Consider the following 1,084-nt stretch of genomic DNA (forward strand, 5'->3'; position numbering starts at 1 on the left):
GGTTCATGTTCCAGCCCGCGTCGAGCAGGGGGCGAAGGGCTGGATCTCCGGTGAAGGTCGACCCGGCGAGGTAGCGCGGGCTGACGTGGTACTCGCGCCACCGCTCGTCGTTCGGGTTGTACGGCACGGCTCCTCCATTGGGGTGCGGGTCAGGGGCGGTGGGGTGCGGTCGCGGTGGAGCCGGTGACGGCTCGGTGATGCCGAGTTCGGCTGGCTGGGCCGGGGTGCAAGTGGACCGAGGAGAGGTGCACGGGCAACGTCCACCAGGGGCTCGGGGACCTCGACCGTGAGGAGCTCGAAGACTGGCTGGGGCGGGATCTTGGGCGGCATTGTGCGGGTTCACCCTCCCGCCTCCATCTGGGCCAGGAGGGTGTGAGTGACAGGGTGGGCAGGCTGTCGGAGCCGGCGGTTGTCCACAGGGGGTCGCTCGCCTCGCTCCGGATGTACTGCGCGTCGGCCAGCAGGCCGTCGCAGACCTCGGCGCAGGCGTCCCGGATGCGTAAGCCGGCGAGCAGGACGGCGAGTTCGGCAGGGGAGGCGTGGGAGTGCTCGGAGATCACAACTGGACCCTTCGGGTGATCGGGGTGGTGGCGGCAGGCGGTGTGGTGGCCGGGGCCAGGGGCGTGTTGTCCCGGCCGTGCGGTGAGCGGGCCAGGGCTGACTGGGTGCGCAGGTCGGCGGCCGTGCGCGGCGCGCTGTTCGTGCGCTGCTGGGCGGTGCGGTAGACGGCGTAGTCCGCGCGAGGCCCGGCGGCGACGAGGAACACCTCCCGCTTGTGTTTGGAGTTGGTCGGTGCGTCGCGGAACTGCACGACCAGCCGGTGTGAGGCCCAGGTGCCGCCGACGCCGAGAATGACCTTGTGGAAGCCTTCGAGGCGGCCGTCCAGGCGGGTGGCGACCCGTTCCCCGTGGACGAGGTCCTGAAGGTGCAGCAGGGCCTGGTCACGGATGCCGTCGGGAAGTGCGCGAAGGTCGGCGATGGCGTCGGGGTGGGCGGCGAAGGCGAACTTGGCGCTGGTCACAGCGACCTCCGGTTGAACTGGAGCTGCGTCCAGACCGGGGCGGGGGCACGTTCGGTGGCCGCA

The 1,084-nt window shown here is 71.2% G+C and carries 1 protein-coding gene; it reads right to left on the bottom strand.

The window, feature by feature from the left end; genetic code table 11:
• Nucleotides 1-556: 556 nt before the first annotated feature.
• On the bottom strand, nt 557-1,021 hold the full coding sequence (locus tag ABD323_RS41505) for a hypothetical protein (protein WP_344447268.1): 465 nt from the start codon (nt 1,019-1,021) through the stop codon (nt 557-559).
• Between the last annotated feature and the right edge of the window lie 63 nt (nt 1,022-1,084).

The sequence above is a fragment of the Kitasatospora nipponensis genome, from assembly GCF_039528135.1.
GTDB lineage: Bacteria > Actinomycetota > Actinomycetes > Streptomycetales > Streptomycetaceae > Kitasatospora > Kitasatospora nipponensis.